The organism is Crossiella sp. NPDC003009 (genome assembly GCF_053591555.1).
This window is the reverse complement of the sequence record NZ_JBSFUA010000063.1, coordinates 18,092-37,884: the sequence shown is the minus strand read 5'-3', so window position 1 is coordinate 37,884 and position 19,793 is coordinate 18,092. Positions and strand designations below refer to the sequence as shown.

General features: G+C 72.1%; 18 protein-coding genes. 7 read left to right on the top strand and 11 right to left on the bottom strand.

Annotated elements, in window-relative coordinates:
- Positions 1-90: 90 nt before the first annotated feature.
- Entirely contained in the window at positions 91-777 is a 687-nt protein-coding gene (locus tag ACWDY5_RS37765; RefSeq protein ID WP_449726932.1) for a PucR family transcriptional regulator ligand-binding domain-containing protein, read from the bottom strand.
- A gap of 132 nt (positions 778-909) precedes the next feature.
- On the opposite strand from ACWDY5_RS37765, the gene ACWDY5_RS37760 reads away from it, so the two are divergent.
- From ACWDY5_RS37760 to ACWDY5_RS37745, 4 genes are all read left to right on the top strand, one after another.
- The gene (locus tag ACWDY5_RS37760) at positions 910-2,349 is read left to right on the top strand and encodes a sodium:solute symporter (RefSeq protein ID WP_449726931.1); all 1,440 of its coding nucleotides are present in this window, start codon (positions 910-912) and stop codon (positions 2,347-2,349) included.
- A gap of 71 nt (positions 2,350-2,420) precedes the next feature.
- Positions 2,421-3,413: an agmatinase gene (speB, locus tag ACWDY5_RS37755; protein ID WP_449726933.1), complete on the top strand. Its 993-nt coding sequence runs from the start codon at positions 2,421-2,423 to the stop codon at positions 3,411-3,413.
- Entirely contained in the window at positions 3,410-4,594 is a 1,185-nt protein-coding gene (locus ACWDY5_RS37750; protein WP_449726930.1) for a pyridoxal phosphate-dependent aminotransferase, read from the top strand. Before speB ends, ACWDY5_RS37750 begins: the two co-directional genes overlap by 4 nt.
- Before the next feature lie 156 nt (positions 4,595-4,750).
- The gene (locus ACWDY5_RS37745; RefSeq protein ID WP_449726929.1) at positions 4,751-5,521 is read left to right on the top strand and encodes a PadR family transcriptional regulator; all 771 of its coding nucleotides are present in this window, start codon (positions 4,751-4,753) and stop codon (positions 5,519-5,521) included.
- A gap of 362 nt (positions 5,522-5,883) precedes the next feature.
- On the opposite strand, the gene ACWDY5_RS37740 is transcribed toward ACWDY5_RS37745, so the two are convergent.
- The 3 genes from ACWDY5_RS37740 to ACWDY5_RS37730 form a co-directional block, all read right to left on the bottom strand.
- Positions 5,884-6,858 (bottom strand): aldo/keto reductase, encoded by a 975-nt coding sequence (locus ACWDY5_RS37740; RefSeq protein WP_449726928.1) that lies wholly within the window; start codon positions 6,856-6,858, stop codon positions 5,884-5,886.
- 33 nt (positions 6,859-6,891) lie between these two features.
- On the bottom strand, positions 6,892-8,166 hold the full coding sequence (locus ACWDY5_RS37735; protein ID WP_449726927.1) for a glycosyltransferase: 1,275 nt from the start codon (positions 8,164-8,166) through the stop codon (positions 6,892-6,894).
- A 1,303-nt stretch (positions 8,167-9,469) separates the two neighbouring features.
- Positions 9,470-10,513, bottom strand: a complete 1,044-nt coding sequence (locus ACWDY5_RS37730) for an aldo/keto reductase (protein WP_449726926.1) — start codon at positions 10,511-10,513, stop codon at positions 9,470-9,472.
- A gap of 135 nt (positions 10,514-10,648) precedes the next feature.
- Here ACWDY5_RS37730 and ACWDY5_RS37725 point away from each other — a divergent pair, with 135 nt between their 5' ends.
- Complete coding sequence (locus tag ACWDY5_RS37725; RefSeq protein ID WP_449726925.1) at positions 10,649-11,221, top strand: TetR/AcrR family transcriptional regulator; 573 nt, start codon at positions 10,649-10,651, stop codon at positions 11,219-11,221.
- A 133-nt stretch (positions 11,222-11,354) separates the two neighbouring features.
- On the opposite strand, the gene ACWDY5_RS37720 is transcribed toward ACWDY5_RS37725, so the two are convergent.
- The 4 genes from ACWDY5_RS37720 to ACWDY5_RS37705 form a co-directional block, all read right to left on the bottom strand.
- Positions 11,355-12,515 carry a Gfo/Idh/MocA family protein gene (locus ACWDY5_RS37720; protein ID WP_449726924.1) on the bottom strand — a complete coding sequence of 387 codons (1,161 nt, stop codon included), beginning with the start codon at positions 12,513-12,515 and terminating at the stop codon, positions 11,355-11,357.
- 33 nt (positions 12,516-12,548) lie between these two features.
- Positions 12,549-13,430 (bottom strand): spermidine synthase, encoded by an 882-nt coding sequence (locus ACWDY5_RS37715; protein ID WP_449726923.1) that lies wholly within the window; start codon positions 13,428-13,430, stop codon positions 12,549-12,551.
- A 313-nt stretch (positions 13,431-13,743) separates the two neighbouring features.
- Positions 13,744-15,603 (bottom strand): alpha/beta fold hydrolase, encoded by a 1,860-nt coding sequence (locus tag ACWDY5_RS37710; RefSeq protein WP_449726922.1) that lies wholly within the window; start codon positions 15,601-15,603, stop codon positions 13,744-13,746.
- Positions 15,604-15,700: 97 nt separating this feature from the next.
- The gene (locus tag ACWDY5_RS37705; protein WP_449726921.1) at positions 15,701-16,327 is read right to left on the bottom strand and encodes a maleylpyruvate isomerase family mycothiol-dependent enzyme; all 627 of its coding nucleotides are present in this window, start codon (positions 16,325-16,327) and stop codon (positions 15,701-15,703) included.
- Between the two features lie 47 nt (positions 16,328-16,374).
- On the opposite strand from ACWDY5_RS37705, the gene ACWDY5_RS37700 reads away from it, so the two are divergent.
- Both ACWDY5_RS37700 and ACWDY5_RS37695 read left to right on the top strand, forming a co-directional pair.
- On the top strand, positions 16,375-16,911 hold the full coding sequence (locus ACWDY5_RS37700) for a CGNR zinc finger domain-containing protein (protein WP_449726920.1): 537 nt from the start codon (positions 16,375-16,377) through the stop codon (positions 16,909-16,911).
- A 43-nt stretch (positions 16,912-16,954) separates the two neighbouring features.
- Complete coding sequence (locus ACWDY5_RS37695) at positions 16,955-17,875, top strand: LysR family transcriptional regulator (protein WP_449726919.1); 921 nt, start codon at positions 16,955-16,957, stop codon at positions 17,873-17,875.
- Here the strand turns inward: ACWDY5_RS37695 and ACWDY5_RS37690 are convergent.
- From ACWDY5_RS37690 to bioB, 3 genes are read right to left on the bottom strand one after another with little or no spacing between them, the layout of a single operon-like run.
- Positions 17,872-18,492, bottom strand: coding sequence for a DUF2567 domain-containing protein (locus ACWDY5_RS37690; protein WP_449726918.1), 621 nt, complete (start codon positions 18,490-18,492; stop codon positions 17,872-17,874). The genes ACWDY5_RS37695 and ACWDY5_RS37690 overlap by 4 nt on opposite strands.
- The gene (gene bsaP, locus ACWDY5_RS37685; RefSeq protein ID WP_252486187.1) at positions 18,492-18,716 is read right to left on the bottom strand and encodes a biotin synthase auxiliary protein BsaP; all 225 of its coding nucleotides are present in this window, start codon (positions 18,714-18,716) and stop codon (positions 18,492-18,494) included. Before bsaP ends, ACWDY5_RS37690 begins: the two co-directional genes overlap by 1 nt.
- Positions 18,703-19,743 (bottom strand): biotin synthase BioB, encoded by a 1,041-nt coding sequence (gene bioB / locus ACWDY5_RS37680; protein ID WP_449726917.1) that lies wholly within the window; start codon positions 19,741-19,743, stop codon positions 18,703-18,705. The genes bsaP and bioB overlap by 14 nt, the downstream gene beginning before the upstream one ends.
- Between the last annotated feature and the right edge of the window lie 50 nt (positions 19,744-19,793).

Sequence of the window (19,793 nt, the reverse complement as noted above, 5' to 3'; positions counted from 1 at the left end):
CGGCTCGGCGCGGAGCAGCGACCTGGTCAAGGCCACCGGGTTCTCCCGGCCCACGGTGGCCGACAAGCTCAACGAGCTGATCGGCACGGGTCAGGCCCGCCCGGTCCGCCCCAGCGCCTGCGCCACCACCTGCCCGCCCGCGCGGTGCGCGGTCGCCGAGGACGGCCCGCCCGGCGCGAGCAGCCGCGCCGCCAGCTCCTCCACCTCCTCCGCCCGCGCGGGCACCGCTCCCCCGCTGCTCAACCGGCGCCGCGCGTCCGCCAGCACGGCCCACCCGCCCAGTGCCGCGGCCAGCTGCCGGACCACCGCCGACACCCCGTCCGGCCGGGCCGCCGCCCTGGTCAGCGCGGCCTGCGCGACCGAGATCCGGTGCTGGCCCGCCCGTTCCTGCGCGGCCAGCATCAGCGAGACCACCTGGCTGATCACCAGGAACGAGGTGCGCTGCGGCACCAGCAGCAGCGGCAGCCCGTGCCGACGGCAGGCGGTGACCAGCTCCGGCGGCACCTCGTCGTAGACCGGGGTCACCCCGAAGCCCAGCGCCGCCGCCCCGGCCGCGACCAGCCGCCGGACGTAGCGGTGGGTCTCCGCCTTGGTGTCCGGGAAGTCCACGCCCGCGGTCAGCAGCAGCTCGCCGCCGGTGAGGTAGTGCCCTGGGTCACGCAGCTCGCAGATGTGCACCCAACGGATCGTGCGATCCTCCGCCGGTCCGCTCAGCTGGGTCAGCCCGAGGTCGGCGCGGGCGAGCAGCTCGTGCAGCCCGATGGTCACCGTGGCCATGCCGCACTCCTCCACCGGTGGACGAATCGTCTTGGACAGTGTTGTCAGTTGTACGAATCATCCACTTCGCAGCGGTTCGGCGGGTCCCTACGGTCCTACCAACTCGGTTCCACTCGCGGCGAAGGAGGACCGGTGACGATCGACTCGGCGGTGATGATCACCTACCTGGTGGCCATGGTGGTCATCGGCTGGTGGGCGGCCCGGCGGGCCAGGGACAAGAGCGAGTTCCTGGTCGCGGGCAGGCGCCTGGGCTACGTCATGTACTCCGGCACCATGTCCGCGGTCGTGCTCGGCGGCGCGTCCACCGTCGGCGGGATCGGGCTGGGCTACCAGTACGGGCTGTCCGGGGCGTGGATGGTGCTGACCATCGGGCTCGGCGTGCTCGGCCTGAGCCTGGTCTTCGCCGCGCGGATCACCCGGCTCAAGGTCTACACGGTCAGCGAGATGCTGGACCTGCGCTACGGCGGCAAGGCCGCACCGGTCTCCGGCGTGGTCATGTGGGCCTACTCGCTGATGCTGATGGCCACCTCCACCATCGCCTGCGCCACCATCTTCGGCGTGCTGTTCGGGATGTCGCACATCCCGTCCGTGCTGCTCGGCGGCGGCATCGTGGTGCTGTACTCGGTGCTCGGCGGCATGTGGTCGATCACCGCGACCGACATCGTGCAGTTCGTGGTGAAGAGCGTCGGCATCCTGCTGGTGCTGCTGCCCGCGGCGATCATCAAGGCGGGCGGGTTCAGCGCGATGGCGGCGAAGCTGGAGCCGCAGTTCTTCTCACTGTGGTCCATCGGCGGCGAGAACATCTTCAAGTACGTGCTGCTGTACTTCTTCGGCCTGCTCATCGGCCAGGACATCTGGCAGCGGGTGTTCACCGCGCGGGATGACAAGGTGGCCCGGATCGGCGGCGCGTTCTCCGGCGCCTACTGCCTGGTCTACGCCTTCGCCGGCGCTCTCATCGGCACCGCGACCAAGGCCCTGTACCCGGCGCTGGAGGCCCGCGACCGGGCGTTCGCCACCATCGTCACCGAGGCGCTGCCGGTCGGTCTCAAGGGCCTGGTGCTGGCGGCCGCGCTGGCCGCGGTCATGTCCACCGCCAGCGGCGCCCTCATCGCCTGCGCCACGGTCGCCGGCAACGACCTGTGGCCCCGCCTGCGCCGCAACCCCGGCGCGGGCGACGACCTGCGCACCACCCGCCTGTTCACCCTGGTCCTGGGCGTGCTGGGGGTGGCCATCGCCTGCCTGGTCTCCGACGTGGTCACCGCCCTGGACGTCGCCTACAACCTCCTGGTCGGCGGCCTCCTGGTGCCGATCCTCGGCGGCCTGGTCTGGCGCCGCGCCACCCGCACCGGCGCCCTCACCGCCATGACTCTGGGCGGCGGCACCGTAATCGCCTGCATGGCCTACTTCGGCCCGTCGGCCCAGGAACCGATCTACCTCGGCCTGCTCGTCGGCCTGGTCAGCTACGTGACGGTCAGCCTGCTCACCCGCCCCGAGGCCCCGGCCAGACTGGCCACCTGGGAACGCCGCCTCGCGGGCGAGAGCGACCCCGCCGAACCGATGGCGACCCGATGACCACGCCCACCCAACCCGACCCGGCCACCACTCCCGCCCCCACCAGCTCCGCGCACACACCCGGCTGCGGCATGCCTGACCAGCCCGGCTCGTCCGGTCTACCCGGCATCCGCGGGCCGGTCGACGCGTCGCGGGTCCCCCGTTTCGCGGGCTGGCCCACCTTCGCCCGCCTGCCCCGCCGCGACGAGGTCGACCGCTGCGACATCGCCGTGCTCGGCTTCCCCTTCGATGCCGGCACCTCCTACCGCCCCGGTGCCCGCTTCGGCCCGGCCGCGATCCGCGAGGGCAGCCGTCTGCTCCGCCCCTACCACCCCGGCCTGGCCATCTCCCCGTTCGCCACGGTCCAGGTCGCCGACTGCGGTGACGTCGCGGCCAACCCCTTCGACATCCCCGAGGCCCTGACCCAGATGACCGAGGCCACCACCGCCCTGGTGGCCACCGGCGCCACCCCGGTCGCCCTCGGCGGCGACCACACCATCGCGCTACCCATGCTGCGCGCGGTCGCCAGTCGGCACGGACCGGTGGCGCTGCTGCACTTCGACGCGCACCTGGACACCTGGGACACCTACTTCGGCGCCGCGCACACCCACGGCACGGTGTTCCGCCGCGCCGCTGAGGAAGGACTGCTCGACACCTCCCGGCTCACCCACGTCGGCATCCGCGGCCCGCTCTACGGCCCCGGCGACCTGGCCGCGGACGAGGCGCTCGGCTTCCTGGCGATCACCTCGATGGACCTGGCGGAGACCAGCGCCCGGGAGATCGCCGCCCGGATCGCCACGCGCGTCGGCGACGCCCCGCTCTACATCTCGGTGGACATCGACGTGCTCGACCCAGCGCACGCCCCCGGCACCGGCACCCCCGAAGCGGGCGGCCTGACCAGCCGGGAACTGCTCGGCATCCTGCGCGGCCTGGCGGGCTGCCGGATCGTCGGCGCGGACGTGGTGGAGGTCAGCCCGGCCTACGACCACGCCGAGCTGACCGCGATCGCCGCCGCGCACACCGCCTACGAACTGATCAGTCTCATCGCGGCGCGCCGCCGAATCGACAAGGAGAAGCACCGGTGATCACTCGGGTCAGCAGCAAGGTCGCCTCGTTCACCGAGTCGGTGATCCGGGAGATGACCCGGTTGGCCACCGCGCACGACGCGGTGAACCTGTCCCAGGGCCTGCCCGACTTCGCCTGCCCGCCGGAGCTGAAGCAGGCGGTCAAGGACGCGGTGGACGCCGACCTGAACCAGTACCCGATCACCTTCGGCGAGTCCGCGCTGCGCGAGGCCATCGCCACCAAGACCGGGTGGGCCTACCCGGGCTGGCAGGTCGACCCGGAGACCGAGATCTGCGTGACCTGCGGCGCCACCGAGGCCATGGTCGCCACCATGCTCGCCTTGGTCGAACCCGGCGACGAGGTGATCATGTTCGAGCCGCACTACGAGAACTACGGCCCGGACGCGGTGCTCGCCGGCGCCACCCCCCGGTTCGTCCCGCTGCACCGCCCGGACTGGTCCATCGACGAGGCCGAGCTGCGCGCCGCGTTCTCCGAGCGCACCAGGGCGATCGTGGTCAACACCCCGCACAACCCGACCGGCAAGGTGTTCAGCCGCGGCGAGCTGGACCTGATCGCCGAGCTGTGCCAGCGCTACGACGTCCTGTGCATCACCGACGAGATCTACGAGCACATCCACTTCCTCGGCGACGGCGGCCACATCCCACCGGCCACCGTGCCGGGCCTGAGCGACCGCACGATCACCATCAACAGCGTGTCCAAGACCTACGCGGTGACCGGCTGGCGGGTCGGCTGGACCATCGCGCCGGCCTGGGCGACCAAGGCCATCCGCACCGTGCACGACTTCCTCACCGTCGGCGCGCCCACCCCGCTGCAAGCCGCCTCCGTCACCGCGCTGGGCCTGCCGCCGGCGTACTACACCGGCCTGGCCGCGCACTACCGCGAACTGCGGGACCTGCTCTGCCCAGCGCTCGCCGAGATCGGCTTCCGGCTGCACGCGCCCGACGGCGCCTACTACGTGCTCTGCGGCACCGAGGACCTCGACTCCGGCGGCCACGACGTCGAGTTCGCCCGCCGCCTGATCACCGACCTGGGTGTCGCGGTGGTCCCCGGCTCCTCCTTCTACGCCAACCCCGAGGAGGGCCGGAAGCTGGTCCGCTTCGCCTTCCCGAAGCGTCCCGACACCCTGCACACCGCCATCGACCGCCTCCGTGCCCTGCGCCGCATCCCAGCGAACACCTAGCCCCTGAACTGGGCAAACACGGCGGGTCTCCACTCAGGGGACCCGCCGTTTCGCTGTTCGAGGACAAGTCATGCTTGCGTCTCCGAGTGTTCGCGATATATCGTGAACGCATCGGAGACACGATAATCGTGTCGCGACTGTTCAAGGAGTGATCACATGACTGCCCACGCAGCAGCTTTCGGCCCCTGGTTCAGCGGCCCGCGCATGCGGACGCCGTGGACCCGGGTGGCCATGCACAACGACACCGGCGAAGTTCCCGGCGAGCCCGGCGAAGGCCGAGGTGAGCGCCGCGGCGAGCGGGGCCGCCGCGGTGGCGGCCCACACGAGCGCGGCCACGGCCGGGGCCGGGGCGGCCACCGCCACTTCTGGGGCTGGACCCCGGACCGTGGCCCGGCCGGCCCACGCCACGGCGGCCCGTTCCCGCCCATGCCCCCCGGCTTCGGCGGTCCTGGCGGCGGCTGGCAGCGCCCCAAGGTCGGCCGCGGCGACGTCCGGGCCGCGGTGCTGCTCGTCCTGGTCGACGGCCCGACCCACGGCTACCAGCTCATCGCCGACATCACCGAACGCAGCGACGGTTACTGGCGTCCCAGCCCGGGCTCGATCTACCCCGTGCTCAAGCAGCTCGCGGAAGAGGGCCTGGTCGTCTCCGAGAAGGAAGGCGGCCGCCAGATGGTCGAACTGACCGAGGCAGGCCGCACCTACGTCGCGGAGAACGAGGCCGAGCTCGCCGTGGTCTGGGACACCGTCAGCGGCGGCGTGGACACCGCGGTGGTCGAGCTCCAGGAGCTACTCGGCCAGGTCCACCAGGCCGCCCTCCAGGTCGCCGCCGCCGGCACCCCGGAGCAGGCCGCCCGAGCCCGCCAACTCCTCGCCGAGGTCCGTCGCAACCTCTACCGCATCCTCGCGGAAGAGGACGACCAGCAGTGACCGGCCCGGCAGGGGCGTGACGCGAAGTCCCGTCACGCCCCACACCACCGCCGACACCGCGCCCACCACCCGTCGCCCCCGGTCGACCGCAGCACGCGTTGCGGCGCGATCACCCGCCCCGCAACGTCCGCGGAACCCGGCAGCACCCGCAACATCCGGCCGCAGTCGCAACACCCAGCCAGACCCGCTACGTCCAGCTGGGCCCGCGGCGTCCAGCTGGGCCCGCGGCGTCCAGCTGGGCCCGCGGCGTCCAGCAACACCCGCGGCGTCCAGCAACACCCGCGCCACCCGGCGGGCACCCGGCGGCGGGCGCCCTCGCGGCCCCGGCGTCCGGCTAGCGGGCCGCGCGTCGCGGCGCTTGGTCAGCAAGCCGCGGCGAGCCGGGCCAACTGGTCCGCGCTGAGCTCCAGCTCCGCCGCCACCAGTGACTCCTCCAGCTGCGCCACCGAGCTGACGCCCAGCACCGGCACCACCACCGGGTTGCCGTGCAACAGCCACGCCAGCACCACCTGGTTCACCGTGGCGCCCAGTTCGGCGGCCACCTCTTGCAGCACGGCGATCTTGCGCCGGGTACCGGGGTGGTCGTAGTGCTCGTGCAGCGGGCGATCCGGCCGGGTGTAGGCCCCGAACAGCAGGGTCGTGTACGCGGTCAGCACCAGGTCGTCCTCGGTGCGCACGTAATCCAGCAGCTCATCACTGGCCTGGACGTGGCCGGCCTCGGGCAGCTTGATGTCCGGCCGCGGCCGGAGGTAGCTGTGCCGGAACTGCAGAACTCCGTACGGCGCAAGCCCATCCCGCTTCGCCAGTTCACGCGCGCGGTCGATTCGCCAGGTCGGATGGTTGCTGCATCCCGGCACCCGCACCTTGCCCTGCACCACGGCCTCGCCGAACGCGCCGACCGTCTCGGCCAGCGGCACCGAGCGGTCCTCGATGTGCGCGTAGTACACGTCCAGGTGATCAGTGCCCAGCCGCCGCAGACTGTTGTCCAGCTGGGTGCTGATCACCTTGGCGGACAAGCCTTCTGCGTTCTCCGGGAACTGTCCGGCCTTGTCCGGGTCCGGCAGCGCGCCCACCTTGGACGCCAGCACCACCTCGGACCGGTTGCCCCTGGTGCGCAGCCAGTCGCCGAGCAGGTTCTCGCTTTCGTCGCCCTTTCCGTCCTCCGTCCAGAACACGTAGTTGTTCGCGGTGTCGATGAAGTTCCCGCCCGCCTCGACGAACCGGTCGAGGATGGCGAAGGAGGTGTCCCGGTCCACTGAGGACCCGAACGGCAGCGCGCCGAGGCACAACACGCTGGCCCGCTGGCCGCTCACACCGCCGAGGGTGATCTGTCGCATGCGCCGAGCCTGTCGGCTGGAGCGCGCTCCAGGTCAAGCCTTGCGCGGCACCAGTTCCTCCAGCACCGCCACCGCGGCCTCCGCACCGCGCTCGGCACTCACCAGCCGACCGAGCCGTTCGGCCCGCCGGGCCATGCCCGGATCGGTGACGGCGAGGTGGATCGCCTCGGCCAGCGCCCGCGTGGTCAGCGCGCGCTGCGGGATCGGCGGCGGCGCCACCCCGAGGTGGTGCATCCGCCGCGCCCACTGCGGCTGGTCCGCCACAACCGGGCAGCCGACCTGCGGCCGCCCGGCGGCCACGGCCGCTGCGCTGGTGCCGCCACCACCGTGGTGCACCACCGCGGACACCCGGGGGAACAGCCAGTCGAACGGCACGTGGTCGACCAGCATGACCTCCGGGGGCAGCTGGTCCAGCCGCATCCCGCCCCACCCGGACACCAGCACCGCGCGCACGCCTGCCAGCCGCACCGCGTCCAGCACGGTGCGCGCCAGGCGCCGAGGATCGCCACCGACCGTGCTGCCGAAGGTCACGCACACCGGCGGTGCACCGGCGTGCATGAACTCCGCCAGCGCGGGCGGCGGTGTCCAGTCCGTGGCCGCGGGCAGGAACCAGTAGCCCGTGGTGCGCACGGATTCCGGCCAGTCCGGCGCGGGTGGGAACACGTGCGGGCTGAACGCGTTCAGCACCGTCGTGGGCCGCCCGTCGGGCTGACGCAGCGGGTCGTGCTGTCCCCGGCGCCGGGGCAGGCCGAGCACCTGCTCCCGCCACCGGTCGGTCGGCTTGGACAACAGTCGTCCAGACAGCGCGAGCAGTGTGTAGGTGAACCGGTTGAACGCCGGCGGCAACCAGTCCGGCACCGAGATCAGCGAACAGGGGAACGCGTCCGTCGGCACGTAGGCGGTCTGCGGCGAGGCCAGCACCGACGGAACCCGAAGTTTCTCCGCGATGTGCTGTCCGGCCGTGATCGGATGGTGCACCACCAGGTCGGGCCCGAACGCCGCGGCCGCCCAGCTGTCCTCGAGCACAGCGGTCGCCGCGTCCTTGCCGCGCCGGAGGGCATCGAGCCAGGCCACACCGGCTTGCACCGCATCGCCTTCTCGCGAGGCCCGAAGCTCCGCGCTGTCAGCGAGCTCCACCAGGGCATCACTGATCGGCGAAAAAGGCAAATCGTGCTCGGCGACATAGGACTCGAACCGCGCGGGCGCGGCCAGCACCGCCTTGTGTCCGGCCTGCTCAAGCGCCTTGCCGAGCGCGACGAAAGGCTGGATGTCCCCCAGCGAGCCGTAGGCCAGCAGCAGCACGTTCATCGTCGTTGCCCCGTTTGCGGATCGTCGTTCCCTCAGGTGTGGAACACAATCGGTTGCCACCGCCGATCCGGTACCTCCCAAAGTAGGAGTCCGGCCCAAGTTCACGTACTCGAAACCACCCAGCGTCACTGATTTCGCCGCCATTTCCGCACGACACGGGCGGCGGTATCCCACGGTCGTGGGATCTGGCTACGTTTGCCCATGAAGTGGTCCGATCCTCCCCTTCGGAGGCGCTACTGTGCATGGCGAGGACGTCCCCTGGTGGCCAGGCCTGTTCCGTCCTCTGCTGCATCGCGTGGCTCCTGACGCCGACCAGCTTCAGGTGACCCGAGAGCTCCGGGTCTGGTTCGCGTTGTGCAACTCCCCCGCCGTGCCGCCGAACCGGCGGCGGGCCGAGCGCACAGCCCGGTACTGCCCCACGTGTGTGCGGTCCACGCCCAAGTTCCGCTATGTCAACCAGAATCAGGAGGCCCCGACACCCGTACATCCACCCGGCCACCGACCCCAGCCTGGCAACTCCCCGCCCGGCGACCCGCACTACGGTGACCCCCACTACGGCGACCCGCAGTACGGCAAGCCGCAGCACGACAACCCTCAGCCCTGCCGCCCCCACCGAGGCCCGCACCCGCAGTCGAGTCGATTCCTTTCAGGCCAACCTCGACGCGGCAGGCCCGGCCCCAGCTGACCCAGCCCGCTCCGGCCAGGCGCGGCACCGCATCCGGACTCCATCGAGCCAGTCCGGGCGCAGCCGCGCCGGAGAACCGCACCGCTGGTTCAGCAGGCCCCGCCGAACCACTGACCTCGGGCCAGCGGCAGACCGCTGGCTCCCGGATCGCCGACTCGCTGGACTCTCCGAGCCAGTCCGGTCCCCGGTGTATCCGGCGCCGCGACCTCGGTCAGGCGGAACCGGGCGAGACGAGGGTTGTCACCACGCCGGACGGGGCGGGCATGCCAAGCCAGCCAAGCCGATCACCGCCGCACTCCGACGATCCAGGCACCCTGACGATCCAGGCACTGAGCCGGGCCAGGACGGCCCAGCCGCCAGATCGCCCGGGGTGGGCCAACCCGGGGCAGTCCGATCGAGCCTCCGCGAGCCGGAGCGAGGTCGGGACCGCACCGGTTCGGTCCACCGCCGTCGCCGGGTCGCTCACCACGGCCACGGGAGGGATCCATCCCGTGCCGCCTGAGCGGCCCAGCACCGGCGGACGCGGCAGTGATCCGGCGCGGCCGGCCCAGCATCGCCAGAGCCAGGCCGGTGCGGCGCTGTCCCCCGGAGCGCGAGGTCCTCGCTCCGCTCCGGGGGTCAGACCGCGGCCCTGGCCTCGCGGGGGCGACGGCGCTGGGACAGGTCCGTGATGCCCGGCGGCTGGTAGAAGCTGTCGTCGGCGTTCAGGACGGTGCCAGGGGGAACTAGTTCGTCGATGCGGTCCAGCACCTCGTCCTCGAGCACGACATCCTTGCCCGCCAACAGGTCCGCGAGCTGTTCAGGGGTGCGCGGTCCGATGATCGCCGAGGTCACCGCAGGGTGGGCGAGCACGAACGCCACCGCGAGGTGGGCCAGTGAATGGCCCGTCTCCTCGGCGAGCTTGAGCAGCTGCTCGATCACGGCGTACTTCCGCGCGTTGGCGGGGTTCGCCGGGTCGAACATCTGCTGCTGCACCGGGTGCGCGCCTTCGGGCAGCTGGTAGCCGGGCCGGTAGCGGCCGGTGAGCCAGCCCCGGTTGAGCGGTCCCCAGGTCAGCACCCCCATCCCGTAACGAGCACAGGTCGGCAGGACGGAGGTCTCCGCTGCACGGTTGAAAATCGAATAGGGCGGTTGCTCGGTGCGCACGCGGACATGGCCGCGCCGTTCCGACTCCCACTGCATCTCCACGATGAGCTCGGCCGGGAACGTCGAGGTGCCTACCGCGCGGACCTTGCCGGAGCGCACCAGATCCGACAGCGCGCCCAGGGTCTCGTCCAGGGCGGTGTCCTCATCGGGCCGGTGCAGCTGGTACAGGTCCAGGTGGTCGGTGCCGAGCCTGCGGAGGCTGTCCTCCACGGCGCGGACCAGCCAGCGCCGGGAGCCACCGCGCCGGTTGGGGTTCTCGCCCATTGGCAGGTGCGCCTTGGTGGCCAGGACAACGTCGTCGCGACGACCCTTGAGGGCCTTGCCAACGATCTCCTCGGACTCGCCGTTGGAGTAGACGTCAGCGGTGTCGATGAAGTTGATGCCCGCGTCCAGCGCGGTGTGGATCATTTGTACCGACTCGTCGTGGTCGGCGTTGCCCATGGCGCCGAACATCATCGCGCCGAGGCAGTAGGGGCTGACCTTGATTCCGGTGCCGCCGAGGGTGCGCAGCCGCATGTCGTTTGTCCCTCAGTTCGTGGTGGGAAGACGGATCTGCTCGACCCGAGACACCACCGTATCGGGTTACTGTATATATGCAACACTCATGTTGCGAGTTTAGAGGGAGGCGCGACTGCTGGGTATCGTCTACCCATGTCCTTGGAGCGGCCGCTACGCGCGGATGCGGAGCGCACCCATCAGGCGATCCTGCGCGTGGCCGACCACATGCTGAGCGTGGATCCGACGACGACGTTGCAGCAGATCGCCGATGCCGCGGGCGTGGCCCGCACGACCGTGCACCGCCGGTTCGCCACCAGGGAGGCCCTGGTCGCGGCGATGATTGACGCCATCATGACCGAGGTCGAGGACGCGATCAACGCCGCCCGCACGGATACCGCGCCGCCGTTGGTGGCCCTGCACCAGTTGACCGCGAACCTGGTGACGGTGAAGAGCGTGTGGCGGTTCACGCCGAGCAAGCAGGCACTGGCCGAGTCCACGGCCATGGCCACCGAGGTGCGAGTCCGCCGGAAGTCGCAGGCACTGTTCGACCGCGTCCTCGCGTCCGGGCTGGTGGACGAGTCGGTCAGCCCGGACTGGCTGGGCCGGGTCTACCACGCCCTGTTGCACGAGGCGGTGCACGAGCACGTCGAACAGCGCACCGACGTCGACGTGCTCGCCGACCGGGTTGTCACCACGCTGTTCCACGGCTTGGGCCCCCGACGTTGAACAGTGGGGCACGACGGCCCGTTGGCCGCCGTGCCCACCCCCAGTTCCCCCTGCCGTCAACACTCTCGCAGCACCCGCCGGGATCCCTCCCGCCGCGAGGTGAGTGCGCTCCCCCGTCGGAGTGAGCGGGCGATCACCCGATGCTGCGGCACCGCCGGGTGCTCGCCGCCGCGGCCACCGTGTCCAGCAGGCAGTGCAGTCCCACCGCGGTGGTGAAGTCCGGGTCCTGTGGCGTTCCGGTCCGGACCGCCCGCAGGAGTTCGGCGTACAGCCGGGCGACTCCCTGGGCGGGGCCTGCCGGGACCGCGGCCACGCCGCTCCGGTAGCTCTCCGGCACCGGGACCGCCTCCAGCGATGGGGCGACCCCGAGCAGGGTCGCACTGGGCGTGGCGGCGCCGGGCATGGCGGCGCCGGGCATGGCGACATCGGGCGTGGCGGCATCGGATGTCGCGGCGCCGAGCATGGCGGTGGCCGTCGAAGTGCCGCCGCCGGTGCGACGGGCCAGCAGCACGGTGGACTCCTGCTCGCCGATCCGGCTCGGGGACACCAGGACCAGAGCACCGCGGCGGCCCTGGACCTCCATCCGGAAGCCGGTACCGCCGGGTGCGCCGGACTGCAGGTGGGCCGAGATCGCCACACCTGACTCGAGGAGTCCTTGCACCAGGACCTGGTCCGGGGCGGGCACTCCGGGGCAGCGGGTGGTGAGGGTCGCGGACAGTTCGGCGGGTTCGCCCAAGCAGAACCGGAGGACGTCCAGGGCCTGGCCGCCGTCGCCGGTGAGCAGCGGTACGTCCACTGTAGACTCCGGCGGACTCGCGGGGGCGGCGCTCAGGGTCACGCCGAGCACCTCGCCGATCTCGCCATGGGCGAGCAGGTCGCGGGCGAAGCGCGCGCCGGGGTCCGCGCGGCCGCGCAGGCCGACTACCTGGTGCCCGCCGGATCGGGCGGCCAGGTCGCGCAGTTCGGCCGCGGCGCGGACGTTGGTGGTCAGCGGCCATTCGCAGAACACGTGTTTGCCCGCGGACAGGGCGGTGCGCACGAGCTCGTCATGGCCGGGCACCGGGCCCGCGATGGTGACCACGTCCACCTGGCGGTGGGTGGCCAACTCGGCCGGGTCGGCGCAGACCAGGTGCGCGTCCCACTGGGCCGCCACGTCGTCGGCGGGATGGCCTGGGTCGGCGACCGCGAACAGCTCGACTCCGTGCAGCCCTCGCAGCGCGGGGAAATGCGCGCGGGCAGCCCAGCCCCGCGCCATTCCGTCGCCGATCACCCCGACTCGCATTGCCCTACTCATGGGTGCAGCATGCAACCTCTACTAAGCTGGAGGTCAACCCCCGAAGGCTCGGGCGGGCGGCACCGGGGCGACCATGGGCGCGGTGTCGGTGATGGGTTCGGCGCCCGCGCACAGCTTGGTCAGGTCGGCGCCGGAGACACAGCGAGCCGGGAACGCCGCCGAGTGCACCTTGCTGGTGATCTCCGGCACCGGCAGCGCGGTCTTGGAGCCGACCAGCACCAGGTTGCCGAACCGGCGTCCGCGCAGCACCGCGGGTTCGGCGACCAGCAGGACCTGGGGGAAGACCAGGCTCAGCGTGGCCACGACGCGGCGGGCGAACTTCAGGCCGGGGCCGTCGGTGACGTTGACGATCACCGTGCCGTCCGGGCGGAGCACCCTGGCGATGTCACCGATGAACTCCCGGGTGGCCAGCCCGCCGGGCATGGAGGCGCGCTGGAAGGCGTCCAGCACAACAAGATCCGCCGACTCGTCGCGCCGGGTGGTCACGCCCTCCCTGCCGTCGCACACCCGCACCCGCAGGGCGGGGACGTCGCGCAGCCGGAGGTGTTCGCGGACCAGGTCGATGAGTTCGCCGTCGGCGTCGAAGACCAGTTGACGCGAGCCGGGGCGGGTGGCGGCGAGGTAGCGCGGGACAGTGCAGGCGCCGCCACCGATGTGCAGCGCGTCCAGGGGCGCTTCGGGCTGGCCCAGGCAGTCGATGACGTCGCCGATGCGGCGGATGTAGTCGAACTCCAGGTGGGTGGGGTCGTCGAGGTCCACATAGGACTGGGCGACACCGTCCACGCTCAGCAGCCAGCCGTTGGGCCAGTCCAGGTCGGCGAGCAGCTCGGCCATGCCGAACCGCACCGGGTACTGGCCGGGCACCGGTCCGCGCACGGCGCCCCGCTGCCCCTTTGGTTCCCGCCCCCGCCGCATCCAGCCCCGTCCCGATTCCCGCCCGGCCAACCCCGCAACCCTAACCCCGAGCGGGGAGAGGTCGGCGGGGCAGGGCCGAGCGGGACGCCCGGAGAAGGACAGGCCCAGCAGCGGGACGAGCGGGATGGAATGGGACGAGACGGGCGGAACGGGACGTGGCGGGGCGGGGACGCGGCGGGACGGGAACGCGGCGGGACGGGAACGCGGCGGGACGGGAACGCGGCGGGGCGGGGCGGGCGGCCAGCGGCGGGATGGGACCGGGCGGGCGGCCAGCGGGACGGCGGGACGGCGGGACGGCGGGACGAGCAGTGGGCTAGCTGGCGTTCGGGAATGTCGCGATGAAGCTGGTGTTGTCGGCCGTGCCCTGGATCTTGAGCGTCTGCCTCGCGTGGAAGGGGTTCCAGCGCAGGCTGAGCTCGGCGGTCTTGCCGTTGTGGGTGACGGCGAGGGTGGCGGTCGCTTCCTCGTGCTGCGCGGGGATGGTGATCGTGCCGGTGACGCCCGCGTCCGTGACGTGCTGGACGTTGTCCAGGCGGATCTGGGGGTTCTCGAAGTGGATCGTGCCGCCGCGGACGCCGGGGAGCTGCTTGCGGTTGGCCTGCAAGGCGGTGTTCGGGTTGCGGCGGGCCAGGGCGTCGTTGGCGGTGCTCAACGCCACGGCCAGGGCTGTGCGGTGTTCGCGGGACAGGGCTGGGGCGTGTGGGAGGGGCAGGTTGTCCGTGGTGCGGGGGAAGTGGGCTTGGGCCTGGTAGTTCTCGGCGGTGCAGGGCGGAGTGGGTTTGGCCGGGTTGGTGAGGAAGGTGCGGACGGTGTGGGCGGCGCAGGGGCTGTAGCCGTAGTTGGTGATGCTGGGGACGTGCTGGCCGAAGGGGACGATCAGGGCGCGGCCGCGGGGGGCTGAGGCGGCCAGGGTGCGGGCCGCCTGGTCGGCGCCCAGGTCGAGTTGGCCGCCGATGGCGAGCAGGGGGACGTCGGGCAGGGTGGTTCCGGGTGGGATCAGCGGGGTGGGGCGCGGGGTTGGCCAGTGGGCGCACCAGTCCTCGGTCCAGCCGAAGGCGCCCATGACCTCGGCGGCGGTCACCGGGCGTTCGGGGTTGGCCTGGCGGTAGCGGGCCAGTTCCTGGCGGCGGAGGTCCGGGGTGGCGTTGCGGGAGAACGGGAAAGCGCTGTCGGCGCACCAGAACGCGAAGAACGGGGCGGTGAAGGGCGAACCCCTGGGCGGCAGGGTGGGGCCGGTGGCGGCGAGGCGGTGCAGTGGGGCCGGGTCGTCGGCTAGGTAGGCGGCGATGGCGGCGTTGATCTCGCGGCCGACCGAGGGTTCACCGGGTTTGACGATGATGTCGTTGAGGGCGAACAGGGGCAGCTTGGGGTCGGGGTGGGCGCGCAGGCGGGTCATCAGGTCCGACCAGCGGCTCGCGGGGGTGCCGGGCAGGGCGCGGCAGGCCGGGGAGGGCGCGCAGATCGCGGTGAGCTGGGTGGCGGTGACCCGCAGACGGTCGTTGAAGGTATCGCCGACGGCATAGCCTTCCGCGTTCACCGGCACGGTGCTGTCGGCGATGATCGCCTTGGTGCGCTGGGGAAAGCGGACCGCGTAGGCGGTGACGTCGCGGGTGCCGTAGGAGGTGCCGTACAGGGTCAGCGCCGGGATGCCCAGGGCGGCGCGGACGGCTTCGACGTCGGTGACGCGTTGGTCGGTGGTGAAGAACTGGAGCCGGGGGCCGATGCCGTTGGTGCAGTCGGCGAAGGTCTGGGGTGTGGTCAGGTCCAGGTCGGGGCAGGCGAACGGGGCGGCGCGGCCGAAGCCCCGGCGTTCCACGGCCAGCAAGTTGAACCGGGCGGACTCGGCGCCCAGGGCCCGGCGGTGGCCCTCGATGGCTCCACCGAGAGACGAGGCCGGGCCGCCGCCGAGGGCGAGGACAGTGCCCTCGGCGGGGCGGGACTGGTCGGTGCGGGGGTGGAAGGTGAACGGAATGGGGATGCGTTCGCCGGTGGGGTCGGACCAGTTCAGGGGGAGGTCGAGGGTGCCGTCGCACTGTTGGGTCGCGGTGGCGCAGGGGTGGGTGGGGGCTGGGGTGGGTGGAGCGGCGGCAGAGGGGGCGGCGGTGGCTATGGCGGGGATGGTTAGGGCGATCAGGGTTGCTGTTGTGACGGTGCGGAAGTGGTTGGGGCGCATGTGAACCTTCCCTTGGTGTGGTGTGGAAGCTAGTCACGCCAAGGGGTTTGGGGCGTCAACCCGTGGTGCCAGGTCTGGGGTGGCACCTGGGTTGCAGTCAGGGCCAGGGGTTGAGGGTGGGCAGCGGGGTGCCGTCGGCGGTGGTGACCGGGGTGGGTGGGACCCGGCCGGCCAGCCAGGCGGCGATGGCGGTGGGGGTGCCTTCGAGGGTGACCGGGTGGGGCAGGCGGGGGTGCAGGTAGGTGGTCAGGTAGGCGGTGAACTCCGGGGTCCACTCGGTTGGGGTGTAGGCCAGGGCCAGGTCGGTGGTGTGGACTTCCGCTTCGCGCCACCAGGCCAGGGCGGTGTCGAGCAGGGTGCCGTCGCGGTAGCTGACCGGGCGGGTCCAGTCGGCCGGGGTGGCCTTGTCCCAGGTGGCGTCCAGGGTGTTCAGGGCGGTGTGCAGGTTCGCGCGCAGGGTTTCGGGGGGTTGGGTGGCGCCGGCTTCGATGGCGGCGTCGCGGGCTGGGCGGCCGCCGTCGTAGACCTCGATCTGGTTCCCGGCGTAGGCGAATTCCGCCTGGCGGGTGAACGCGGCGGCGAGGTTGGCCAGGTGGGTGAGGACGTGGGCTCGGGTCCAGCCAGGCAGCGCCGACGGTGCGCTGGTGTCGAAGGGGGTGTCGAGCAGGGCTCGGAGGCGGTTGTTCGCGGTGTGCAGGGCGTGGGCGAGGTCTGGGGTCATCATGATGCGGGGCTCCTAATGGGTTTTGGGTAGTTAACCATTAGGGTGGGGTGGTGGACCGGGTTTTGGCGTTGGTGAGCACCGTTCGGCATGACGGGCGGGGTGGGGTGGCCGACGATCTTGGGGATCTTGACCGGTGCAGGCGGTGGCTGGGGGATCCGGCGGTGACGGAGGCTGGGCGGCTGGCGCTGGTGGGGTTGCGGCAGGCGGTTCGGTCGCTGTTCGCGGTGGTGGTGGCGCCGGAGCCGCCGAGTGCGGCGGACGCGGACCGGTTGCCGGCGGTGGCGGAGGCGGTGCGGCTGGTCAACTCGGCGGTGTTGCCGGAGCGGGTGTCGCTGGAATGGGCAGCGGAGCCGGTGGTGCGCACGGAAGCGTTGGGGGGCAACGGGATCGAGCTGGTGCTGGACGGGTTCGCGCGGGCGGCGATCGCGTTCCTCGGGTCACCGGCGCGGTTGGAGTTGCGGGCCTGCCGGGGGCCTCGGTGTGTGAAGTACTACGTCCGCGAGCATCCCCGGCAGGGGTGGTGCTCGCCCGCGTGCGGCAACCGGGCCAGGGTCAGCAGGCACTACCACCGGCGCGTGGACTGAGGGTGGGCGTGTCACCAGCGGCGGCGGTGCGTAACCTCGGAGGGTGCGTGCGGAGTTGTTGGACCCGATCGCGCTGCGGACCTTCGTGTCAGTGGTCGAGCACGGGTCGTTCACCGGGGCTGCCGCGGCCGGCGGCTACACCCAGTCGGCAGTGTCCCGCCAGATGGCGGCGCTTGAAGACCTCTGTGGCGTGGAACTGTTCGCCCGGATCCCCCGTGGCGTTCGCCTGACCCCCGCCGGGGAGTACCTGCTCCCCCATGCCCGGTCCCTGCTGGACCGGCTCACCGACACCGCGCGGGCGCTGGACGCGATGCGCACCCTGGACGCGGGCTGCCTGCGGGTCGGCGCCTTCGCCACCGCCAACGCGGCCCTGCTGCCCGGCGCGCTGTCCCGGTTCCGGGCGGCCCATCCCAAGATCACGCTGACCCTGCGCGAGGGCACCACCGAGCGCCTGCTGCCCATGGTGGAGGCCGGGGACCTCGACCTGGCCGTGGTCAGCACGCACAAGCGGCCCAGTCTGGAGGTGCCGGGCGCGGAGCTGCTGCCGGTGCTGGACGATCCGCTGCTGGTGGCGCTGTCGGTGACGCACCGGCTGGCCGGGCGGCGGCGGGTGCCGCTGGGCGAGCTGGCCGGGGAGAGCTGGATCGTGGCGGACACCCCGGAGGCGTTGGGCGCGCTGAACGCGACCTGCGCGAGCGCCGGGTTCACCCCGGACACCCCGCTGCGGGTGGCCGAGTGGACCGCGAAGCTGAGCCTGGTCGCCGAGGGGCTCGGGGTGACCATCGTGCCCGGCATCGCGGCCGGGCGGACGCCGGCGGACGTGGTGCTGCGGCCGATCACGCCGGAGCCGCCGCGCCGGTCGGTGTGCCTGGCGGTGCCCCGGCACGCCCGGCGCTCCCCCGCGGTGCTGGCCTTCCACGCGGAGCTGCGGGCCAGCGCGGCCGAGTTGCGCCCGGCCAGCTAGCCGAGCCTGCGGCCCAGGTCGTCGAGGCCGTTCCAGGCCGCGCAGGCGCCGTAGACGATGATGAAGGCCAGCGGCTGGGCCAGGATCGCGGTGGCGTCCACGGCGGCCGGGGCGACCGTGTAGACGTCGCCGAGCTGCACCGAGGTGGGCACCGAGTACCAGAAGCCGGTGAACAGCCCGCCCATCAGCGTGGCCAGGTAGGCCGCCAGCGCGGAGCCCGCGGTGGCCCCGATCATCACCACCGGTCCCCTGCGCCTGCGCAGCAGCCACACCACCGCGCCGGTGATCGCGCCCGCGGCCAGGGTGAGCAGCAGGAACACCGCCAGCGAGTCGAACTGGTGGTTGGAGTCGCCCGGCAGCGCCGGGGTGCGGCCGTTGGTGGCGACCTGGCGCTGGATCGGCGGGGCCAGCAGCGACCACAGGAACGCCACCGGGATGCCCAGCAGCGAGATCAGCGAGGCCATGCTGATCGCGGGCAGCAGGTCGGCCTTGACCACCACCCTCGGGATCGGCCGGGGCAGCACGTAGGGCAGGTACGCCTCTTCCGGCAGCTGCCCGACCCCGCCGGGCTGGATCCGCACCGGGTCCGCGCGACCGGGCAGCGGCGGCTCGTTCATCACAGTCGTCCTCCCTGGCCGCCCTCGGTGGACCCGTGCGCGCTGCACTTGGCCGACCAGCCGGACGGGCTCACCTGCACGATCATCCGCCGCGCGCACTGGGGGCAGTAGCGGGGCGGGTCGATGGCCCGCCTGGCCACGCAGCTCCGGTGTTCGCCCTCGTTGTCCGGCTTGCCGCAGATATCGCAGAACAGGGCGGTGGCAGGGGTGTCAGAGAGTGTCATTGAGCGCCTTGATCGGCATGTTCAGCTCTTCCAGCATGTCCAGGTCGGAGCTCGCCGGGCGGCCGAGGTTGGTCAGGTAGTTGCCGACGATGATCGCGTTGATGCCGCCCAGCATGCCCTGCCGGGTGCCCAGGTCGCCGAAGGTCAGCTCGCGGCCGCCGGAGAAGCGCAGGATGGCGCGGGGCATGGCCAGGCGGAACGCGGCGACGGTGCGCAGCGCGTCCGAGCCCTCCACGATCGAGAAGTTCTCGTACGGGGTGCCGGGCTGCGGGATGAGGAAGTTCATCGTGCACTCGTCCGGGTTCACCTCGGCCAGCTGGGCGGCGAACTCGGCGCGCTGCTCGACGGTCTCGCCCATGCCGATGATGCCGCCGCAGCAGACCTCCATGCCCGCCTCGCGCACCATCCGCAGGGTCTCCCAGCGCTCTTCCCAGGTGTGCGTGGTGACCACGTTCGCGAAGTGCGACTTCGCCGTCTCCAGGTTGTGGTTGTACCGGTGCACGCCCATCGCGACCAGCTCGTCCACCTGCTCCTGGGTGAGCATGCCGAGCGAGCAGGCGATCTGGATGTCGATGCCGGCCGCGCGGATGGCCTCGATCCCGGCCTTGACCTGGGAGAGCAGCCGCTTGTCCGGTCCGCGCACGGCGGCCACGATGCAGAACTCGGTGGCGCCGGTGGCCGCGGTCTGCTCGGCCGCCTTGACCAGGCCGGGGATGTCCAGCCAGGCCGAGCGCACCGGCGAGGGGAAGCGGCCGGACTGGGAGCAGAAGTGGCAGTCCTCGGGGCAGCCGCCGGTCTTGAGGCTGACGATGCCCTCGATCTCGACCTCGGGACCGCACCAGGCCATCCGCACCTCGTGCGCGAGCTGGAGCAGGTCGCCGAGGCGCTCGTCGGGCAGCTGGAGCGCGGCCAGGATCTGCGGCTCGGACAGGCCCTCACCGCGGTTGAGCACCTGCTCCCGCGCGGTGATGAGGATGTCCCGGTCGCCCGCCTCGGTCGTGGTGGCCTGTTCGGCGGCTGTGGTCACCGTATGTTCCTTCCGATGGACGCTCGGTCGGCTTGCCATCCTGCCTTACC

Bases quoted from the DNA above. Each gene is read 5' to 3' on its own strand.
- ACWDY5_RS37765 (WP_449726932.1), bottom strand. From the start codon at position 777: ATGGCCACGGTGACCATCGGGCTGCACGAGCTGCTCGCCCGCGCCGAC.
- speB (WP_449726933.1), top strand. From the start codon at position 2,421: ATGCCTGACCAGCCCGGCTCGTCCGGTCTACCCGGCATCCGCGGGCCG.
- ACWDY5_RS37745 (WP_449726929.1), top strand. From the start codon at position 4,751: ATGACTGCCCACGCAGCAGCTTTCGGCCCCTGGTTCAGCGGCCCGCGC.
- ACWDY5_RS37740 (WP_449726928.1), bottom strand. From the start codon at position 6,858: ATGCGACAGATCACCCTCGGCGGTGTGAGCGGCCAGCGGGCCAGCGTG.
- ACWDY5_RS37735 (WP_449726927.1), bottom strand. From the start codon at position 8,166: ATGAACGTGCTGCTGCTGGCCTACGGCTCGCTGGGGGACATCCAGCCT.
- ACWDY5_RS37730 (WP_449726926.1), bottom strand. From the start codon at position 10,513: ATGCGGCTGCGCACCCTCGGCGGCACCGGAATCAAGGTCAGCCCCTAC.
- ACWDY5_RS37725 (WP_449726925.1), top strand. From the start codon at position 10,649: ATGTCCTTGGAGCGGCCGCTACGCGCGGATGCGGAGCGCACCCATCAG.
- ACWDY5_RS37720 (WP_449726924.1), bottom strand. From the start codon at position 12,515: ATGAGTAGGGCAATGCGAGTCGGGGTGATCGGCGACGGAATGGCGCGG.
- ACWDY5_RS37715 (WP_449726923.1), bottom strand. From the start codon at position 13,430: ATGCGGCGGGGGCGGGAACCAAAGGGGCAGCGGGGCGCCGTGCGCGGA.
- ACWDY5_RS37710 (WP_449726922.1), bottom strand. From the start codon at position 15,603: ATGCGCCCCAACCACTTCCGCACCGTCACAACAGCAACCCTGATCGCC.
- ACWDY5_RS37705 (WP_449726921.1), bottom strand. From the start codon at position 16,327: ATGATGACCCCAGACCTCGCCCACGCCCTGCACACCGCGAACAACCGC.
- ACWDY5_RS37690 (WP_449726918.1), bottom strand. From the start codon at position 18,492: ATGAACGAGCCGCCGCTGCCCGGTCGCGCGGACCCGGTGCGGATCCAG.
- bsaP (WP_252486187.1), bottom strand. From the start codon at position 18,716: ATGACACTCTCTGACACCCCTGCCACCGCCCTGTTCTGCGATATCTGC.